Below are 6766 nucleotides of genomic sequence, written 5' to 3'. Positions count from 1 at the left end.
TACGACCTGATGAACGACGCCATGTCGGGCGGCATGCACCGGTTGTGGAAGGACCGCTTGGTCCGCCGGGTGCAGCCCCGCTCGACCGACCGCATCCTCGACATGGCGGGCGGCACCGGCGACGTCGCCTTCCGCCTCGCCAGATCGGGCGCGGACGTGACGGTGGCCGACATCAACCCCGCCATGCTCGATGTCGGGATCGAACGCGCCGCCGAGCGCGGCATCGAGGGGCTGACCTGGACGGAGGCGAACGCGGAGATGCTAGACTTCCCCGACCGCTCTTTCGACGCCTACACGATCGCGCTCGGTATCCGGAACGTGACCGACATCCCCGCCGCCCTCCGCGAGGCGCACCGCGTGCTTGTGCGTGGCGGCCGTTTCTTCTGCCTCGAATTCTCGACCGTCGAATGGCCCGGCTTCTCAGACCTGTACGACGCCTACTCGCACCGGGTCATACCCCGGCTCGGCAAGCTTCTCGCCAACGACGCCGACAGCTATCGCTATCTGATCGAGTCGATCCGCCGCTTCCCGGACATGCGGGCTTTCGAGCGGATGATCGCCGAAGCGAGCTTCGTCCGCACCAAGGTCGAGCCGATCATGGGCGGCCTGGTCGCGATCCATAGCGGGTGGCGGATCTGATCGGTTGACCTCCGCCGTGACCCATATCGGCCGCCTTGTGCGCTGGGGCCGCATCCTGGCGCGGCACGGCGCGCTGCTCGGGATCGAGCGCGAGCCCAACACGCCGCCCGGCATTCGCCGCCTCGCCCGCCTCGCCCGCCTCGGCGCGCGCCTTCCCGTCCGGCCCCGCTACGCCGAGGCGTTTCAGGCGATCGGCCCCGCCGCGATCAAGCTCGGCCAGACGCTCGCGACGCGCCCCGACCTGGTCGGCGAGGAAGCCGCGCGTGACCTCCGCCGCCTTCAGGACCGACTTCCCGCCGTCCCTTTCCCCGTCATCCGGGGCGTCATGGAGGCGAGCCTGCGCCGCCCGCTCTCCGACCTGTTCGAGCGCGTCGAGGAGGAGCCGATCGGCGCCGCCTCTATCGCGCAGGTCCACCGCGCGGTCACGACCGAGGGCGCGCAGGTCGCGGTCAAGGTTCTCCGCCCCGGTGTCGAACACGACTTCCAGGAGGCGATCGAGACCTACGAATGGGCGGCCGCCCGCGTCGAGGCGGCCGGCGGCGAGGCCGCGCGACTCCGCCCCCGTCTGACGGTCGCGACCTTCAAGCGTTGGACCCTGCGCGAACTCAACTTCCGGCGCGAGGCGGCGTCTGCCTCCGAGCTCGCCGAGCAGATGACCGCCGAGCCCGACTTCGTGATCCCCAAGATCGACTGGGCTCGCTCCACCACCCGCGTCCTGACGCTGGAATGGATCGACGGAATTAAGCTGTCCGACCGCCCCGCGCTCCTCGCGGCCGGCTACGATCCCGCCAAGCTCGCGCGCCTGCTCGTCCGCGCTTTCCTGCGCCAAGCGATCGCCGAGGGGCATTTCCACGCCGACATGCATCAGGGCAACCTGTTCGCCATCCCCGGCGACCGCATCGCCGCGATTGATTTCGGCATCATGGGCCGCATCGACCGCCGTGCGCGCACCTGGTTGGCGGAGATCCTCTACGGGCTGATCACGGGTAACTATCGGCGCGTCGCGGAAATCCATTTCGAGGCGGGCTACGTTCCCGCGCACCACAACCTCGCCGAGTTCGCGACGGCGTTGCGCGCGGTCGGCGAACCGATGCGCGGCCTGCCCGTAAAGGACATGTCGATGGGAGCGATGCTCGACACGCTCTTCTCGATCACCCGCGATTTCGACATGGCGACCCAGCCGCACCTCCTCCTCCTCCAGAAGACGATGGTTGTGGTAGAGGGCGTCGCGACCTCGCTCGATCCCGACATCAACATGTGGGAGGTAGCCCAGCCCTATATTGAGGAATGGGTGCGCGGCGAACTCGGCCCCGAAGCGGCCATCGCGAACCGCCTGACGGCCGACCTGCGCACGCTCGCCAAGCTTCCCGAGCTCATCCGTCGGCTGGAGACCCGCTTCCTGCCCCCGCCCGGCGGCGCGCCCCCGCCGCTCCCGCTCGCGCAGGTCGAGATCGTCGGCGCGCGGATCGGCTGGCGCTACGCCGCCGTCGCGATCGCCGCGGCCGGGCTGGGCGTCGGGGCGACGGTGCTGATGGCTGCATGACCCCCGCGCGCACGCCTTGGTGGACCGCGCGCCCGACCCGCTTCGCCGGGATGTCGAGAGGTCGGGCGCGATCCATGCTGGCGCTCCTCGTGTTGCTGCTCGCCGCCTGCCTCCTCGCGCTCCGCTCACCCGCCCCGCCCCCGGTCAGCGGCGATCCCGCGAACCGCGCCGAGGATCAGGCGGACGTCGTGCTCTACCAGACGATCGTCGACCAGATGCGTCACGGCGGCGAGTATTACGCCGTCACCGCGCAGGCGCTCCGGACGGGCGATTACCCGCTCAAGCCCTTCGTCACCTTTCGCCTGCCGACGCTCGCTGCGGTTCAGGGACGGCTGTCGGAGGCGGGATCAGTGGTCCTGCTGTACCTCGCCGCCGCCGCCGTGGCGCTTGCCTGGTGGGTACGGTTCGTTCCGGCGTTCGGGCGCGCGCCGCCGCGGATCGTCGCGCTGCTGCTGCTCGGCGGCGGGATGCTCGTCTTCGTCCAGGCAGATCTGATGTGGTTCCACGAGATTTGGGCCGGCCTGCTGATCGCGCTTTCACTCGCGCTTCGGCGTCCGGGCCGCTGGGTGGAGGCGGTGGCGATCGGCTTGGCGGCGACGCTGGTGCGCGAAACGGCCGCGCTCTATGTCGCGGTCATGGCGGCGGCAGCCTGGATCGAGGGCGAACGGCGCGAGGCTTTCGGTTGGGCGCTCGCGACGGCGGTGCTCGCGGTCGTCGTCGCGGCACACGCCCACGCCGTCACGCAGGTGGTCCGCCCGCTCGACCCCGCCTCGCCTGGCTGGGCGGGAATGCTCGGCTTCGGCTTCTTCGTGCGCACGATGACGCTCTCGACCGCGCTCAGCCTGGCGCCGCTCGGGCTCGCCGCCCCGCTCGTCGGCATGGCGTTGTTCGGATGGGCCGCCTGGGCCGAGCCGCTGGCGGCGCGCGCACTGGCCGTCTTCACGGCCTATGCGGTGCTGCTCGGCGTCGCGGGACGGGTCGACACCTTTTATTGGGGGCTGCTCGTCGCTGGACCGCTGCTGATCGGCCTCGCCTTCGTCCCCGACGCCTTGCGCGATCTGGCCCGCGCGGCGACGGGCGAGCGACGGCGGCGTATCACCGTCACCCGGGTGGTGCGGTGAGCCGCATCCTCCTGATCATCGGCGGCGGCATCGCGGCGTATAAATCGTGTGAGCTCGTCCGGCTCCTCCGCAAGCGCGGCCACGCCGTCCGCTGCGTCCTAACGGAGGGGGCGTTGCACTTCGTCACGCCCATGACGCTCGCCGCCCTCAGCGAGGACCGGGTCTACAGCTCGCTCTGGGACTTGAAGGACGAGCACGAGATGGGTCACATCCAGCTCAGCCGCAAGGCCGATCTGGTCGTCATCGCTCCCGCCACCGCCGACCTCCTGGCCCGCATGGCTGGCGGGCACGCGGACGACCTCGCCACCACCGTCCTCCTCGCCACCGACAAGCCAGTGCTCGCCGCCCCCGCGATGAACGTCCGCATGTGGCTGCACCCGGCCACCCGCCGCAACGTCGAACGGCTCCGCGCCGACGGCGTGCGGGTGATGGACCCCGACGAGGGTGCGATGGCCTGCGGCGAATGGGGGCCGGGAAGGCTACCCGAGCCGGAGGCGATCGCGACCGAGATCGAGCGGGTTCTAGCCCAGCCCCTTCCTGTTCGGCCCCTCTCCACTCGCCACGCCCTGGTCACCGCCGGGCCGACGCACGAGCCGATCGACCCCGTCCGCTACCTCGCCAACCTCTCCTCCGGGCGCCAGGGCTTCGCGATCGCCGGGGCCCTCGCCGCCCTTGGCGCAAAGGTGACCCTGGTCGCGGGCCCCGTCGTCCTCCCCACACCCGCAGGCGTCGACCGCATCGACGTTACCACCGCCCGCGAGATGGCCGCCGCGGTCGAAGCGGCTCTCCCAGCGGACGTCGCGGTCATGGTCGCCGCAGTCGCCGATTGGCGGGTCGAGCCGGCCGCGCACAAGACCAAGAAGGGAGACGCCTCACTCACGCTCGGACTCATCGAGAATCCGGACATCCTCGCCGCGCTCGCCCGCTCGCCAGATCGTCCCAGACTCGTGATCGGCTTCGCGGCCGAGACCGAACGCGTGATCGAGCACGCGGTCGCGAAACGCGCGCGCAAGGGCGTCGATTGGATCGTCGCCAACGACGTGTCCGGCGACGTGATGGGCGGCGACGCCAACGCCGTCCACCTCGTCACGTCGGACGGGGTCGAGGACTGGCCGCGCCTGCCCAAGGAGGCCGTCGCGGCGCAGCTCGCCGATCGGATCGCCGCGGCGTTGAACGCCTGAACGGGCCGGGGTCGCAACGATCGTTCCGATACGATATGTTCGCGTCGTGATCCGAGTGTCGCTCCTTCGCCTGCCGCACGGGCAGGGTCTGCCGCTGCCGGCCTACGCGACCGCAGGCGCGGCGGGGATGGACTTGGTCGCGGCCCAGGATCTCTTGCTCGAACCCGGCGCGCGCGCGGCCGTGGCGACCGGCTTCGCCATCGCGGTGCCGGACGGCTACGAGGTGCAGGTGCGGCCGCGATCCGGCTTGGCGCTCAAGCACGGGATCACCTGCCTGAACACGCCGGGCACGATCGACAGCGACTATCGCGGGGAGGTGAAGGTCATCCTGGCCAACTTGGGCGCCGAACCGTTCGCGGTCGTGCGCGGCGAGCGGATCGCGCAGCTCGTTCCCGCTGCGGTGACGCACGCCTCAGTCGAGGAAGTGGATTCGTTGAACGAGACGGTGCGCGGCGAACGCGGCTTCGGGTCGACCGGGCGATGATCGCGCTTCTGCTCCAGGCGGCGTCGGCGTCACCACCCGCCCTGCCCCCGACCGACTGGAGCGCGCTTCCCGATCTGCCGGTGATGCCGCGGCGCGGCGCGTTCGATCCGTCGGAATATGTCCGGCGCGAGGTCGCCGTCGGCCGCTGCGCCGCGCCACCGACCGCGGGCGAGGTGCGCATCGTCGTGCCGGTCGCGATCCTTCTCGAGGCGGACGGCGTCGTGCGCCGGATCGTACCCCGGGCCATCGGTTGCCCGACGGTGGAACAGTTCACCGCCGGCTACGTCTTCCGCTTGGCGCGCCGCATTACGTCGGCTGAACCGATGCGGCGCCCCGGCTGGTACCGATATGTGGTCACCTATCGTTGGGCCGTTTGAACTTCACCGACGACGAGCTCGCCCGCTACGCCCGCCACATCGTCCTGCGCGAGTTTGGCGGGCGGGCGCAAGGACTGCTGGGTGCGGCGGCGGTGACGGTGGTCGGCGCGGGCGGGATCGGGTCGCCCGCGATCCAATACCTTGCGGGCGCGGGTGTCGGGCGGCTGATCCTGATCGACGACGACCGGGTGGATGCGACCAACCTCCACCGCCAGACGATATACGCCGTGGACGACGCGGGCGGTCCCAAGGTAGACGCCGCGCGCGCGGCCGTGGCGCGGCTCAACCCTCATGTCGCGGTCGATTGCCGGGCGGTGCGGATCGACGCCGGCAACGCCGCCGCGCTGCTCGCCGGGGCGGACGCGGTGATTGATGGATCCGATAATTTCACCACTCGGCTTGCCGTCGCGGACGCGGCGTTGGCGATGCGCGTGCCGCTTATCTCGGCCGCGGTTGCCCAGTTCGAGGGCCAACTCGCCGTATATCGCGGGTGGGAACCCACCCGGCCCTGCTATCGCTGTTTCGTGGGTGCCGCGCCCGAGCGACCCGGCGGCTCGTGCGCGGAGGACGGCGTGCTCGGCCCCGCAGCCGGGGTGTTCGGCACGCTCGCCGCGCTGGAAGCGATCCGCGCCGTGGCGCCCTTCGGCGACGATTCGGCGGGCAAGCTCCTGCTCGTCGACCTGCTCGCGCTCCGCTTCCGCACTCTCACCCTGCCCAAGGACCCGGGCTGCCCGGCATGCGCCGATCTATAACCCTTTCCGTCACCCCGGACTTGTTCCGGGGCCCATCGTTGCACGGTCCCACTCATTGTAACGGGTAGCCTGATCGACGATGGATGCCGCAACAAGTCCTGCATGACGAGAAGGACTAGCCCAAAAGCCCCCGCGCGAATGTCCTCACCGCCGGCCCAATATCCTCACGCGCCAGCGCCAACGCCAGGTTCGCCTGGATGTACCCGGCCTTGTCCCCGCAATCATAACGCTGCCCGTCGAACGTGTAGCCGTGGAACGGCTGCCGCCCGATCAGCTGCGCCATCGCATCGGTCAGCTGGATCTCGCCCCCCGCCCCCTTCACCGGATTGTCGAGCACCGCCATCACCTCGGGCTGCAGGATGTAGCGCCCGGGGATCATCAGGTTCGACGGCGCGGTGCCGCGGGCGGGTTTTTCGACCAGCGCCGTGACCTCGGTCAGCCGACCGTCCGCGCGCCCCGGCGAGATCACGCCGTATTTGTCCGTCTCGTGGGCCGGCACTTCCAGCGCGCCGACGATGTTGCCGCCGACGGTGGCGTAAGCCGCGACCATCTGCGCGGTGAAGTTGGGGGCACCCACCATCAACTCATCGGGCAGCAGCACCGCGAACGGCTCATCGCCGACGATGTCGCGCGCGCACCAGACCGCATGGCCCAGCCCCAGCGGCTCCT

8 protein-coding genes are annotated in these 6766 nt (G+C 70.5%); 7 read left to right on the top strand and 1 reads right to left on the bottom strand.

Annotation, left to right across the window (positions count from 1 at the left end):
- The 7 genes from ACFE71_RS14220 to ACFE71_RS14190 all read left to right on the top strand — a co-directional run.
- Window positions 1-639 (top strand): class I SAM-dependent methyltransferase (locus ACFE71_RS14220; RefSeq protein WP_375429422.1); only part of this gene is annotated, 639 nt, incomplete at its 5' end.
- Window positions 640-643: 4 nt separating this feature from the next.
- Window positions 644-2182 (top strand): 2-polyprenylphenol 6-hydroxylase, encoded by a 1539-nt coding sequence (ubiB, locus tag ACFE71_RS14215; RefSeq protein WP_375429421.1) that lies wholly within the window; start codon window positions 644-646, stop codon window positions 2180-2182.
- A gap of 74 nt (window positions 2183-2256) precedes the next feature.
- Window positions 2257-3303, top strand: coding sequence for a hypothetical protein (locus ACFE71_RS14210; RefSeq protein ID WP_375429420.1), 1047 nt, complete (start codon window positions 2257-2259; stop codon window positions 3301-3303).
- Complete coding sequence (gene coaBC, locus ACFE71_RS14205; RefSeq protein WP_375429419.1) at window positions 3300-4484, top strand: bifunctional phosphopantothenoylcysteine decarboxylase/phosphopantothenate--cysteine ligase CoaBC; 1185 nt, start codon at window positions 3300-3302, stop codon at window positions 4482-4484. The genes ACFE71_RS14210 and coaBC overlap by 4 nt, the downstream gene beginning before the upstream one ends.
- Before the next feature lie 46 nt (window positions 4485-4530).
- Window positions 4531-4968, top strand: a complete 438-nt coding sequence (dut, locus tag ACFE71_RS14200) for a dUTP diphosphatase (protein WP_375429418.1) — start codon at window positions 4531-4533, stop codon at window positions 4966-4968.
- Window positions 4965-5345: a hypothetical protein gene (locus ACFE71_RS14195; protein ID WP_375429417.1), complete on the top strand. Its 381-nt coding sequence runs from the start codon at window positions 4965-4967 to the stop codon at window positions 5343-5345. The genes dut and ACFE71_RS14195 overlap by 4 nt, the downstream gene beginning before the upstream one ends.
- Window positions 5342-6097 (top strand): ThiF family adenylyltransferase, encoded by a 756-nt coding sequence (locus tag ACFE71_RS14190; RefSeq protein ID WP_375429416.1) that lies wholly within the window; start codon window positions 5342-5344, stop codon window positions 6095-6097. Before ACFE71_RS14195 ends, ACFE71_RS14190 begins: the two co-directional genes overlap by 4 nt.
- A 115-nt stretch (window positions 6098-6212) precedes the next feature.
- Here ACFE71_RS14190 and ACFE71_RS14185 read toward each other — a convergent pair.
- Window positions 6213-6766: UTP--glucose-1-phosphate uridylyltransferase (locus ACFE71_RS14185; RefSeq protein WP_375429415.1), on the bottom strand; the 554-nt coding region annotated here is incomplete at its 5' end.

Origin of the sequence: uncultured Sphingomonas sp., from assembly GCF_964237155.1 — a bacterium.
Taxonomy (GTDB): Bacteria; Pseudomonadota; Alphaproteobacteria; order Sphingomonadales; family Sphingomonadaceae; genus Sphingomonas.
This window is presented reverse-complemented; position numbering and strand designations above follow the sequence as displayed.

What these genes read in the sequence shown, in the direction of transcription:
- ACFE71_RS14210 (WP_375429420.1), top strand. Translation starts at nt 2,257, where the DNA reads ATGCTGGCGCTCCTCGTGTTGCTGCTCGCCGCCTGCCTCCTCGCGCTC.
- ACFE71_RS14195 (WP_375429417.1), top strand. Translation starts at nt 4,965, where the DNA reads ATGATCGCGCTTCTGCTCCAGGCGGCGTCGGCGTCACCACCCGCCCTG.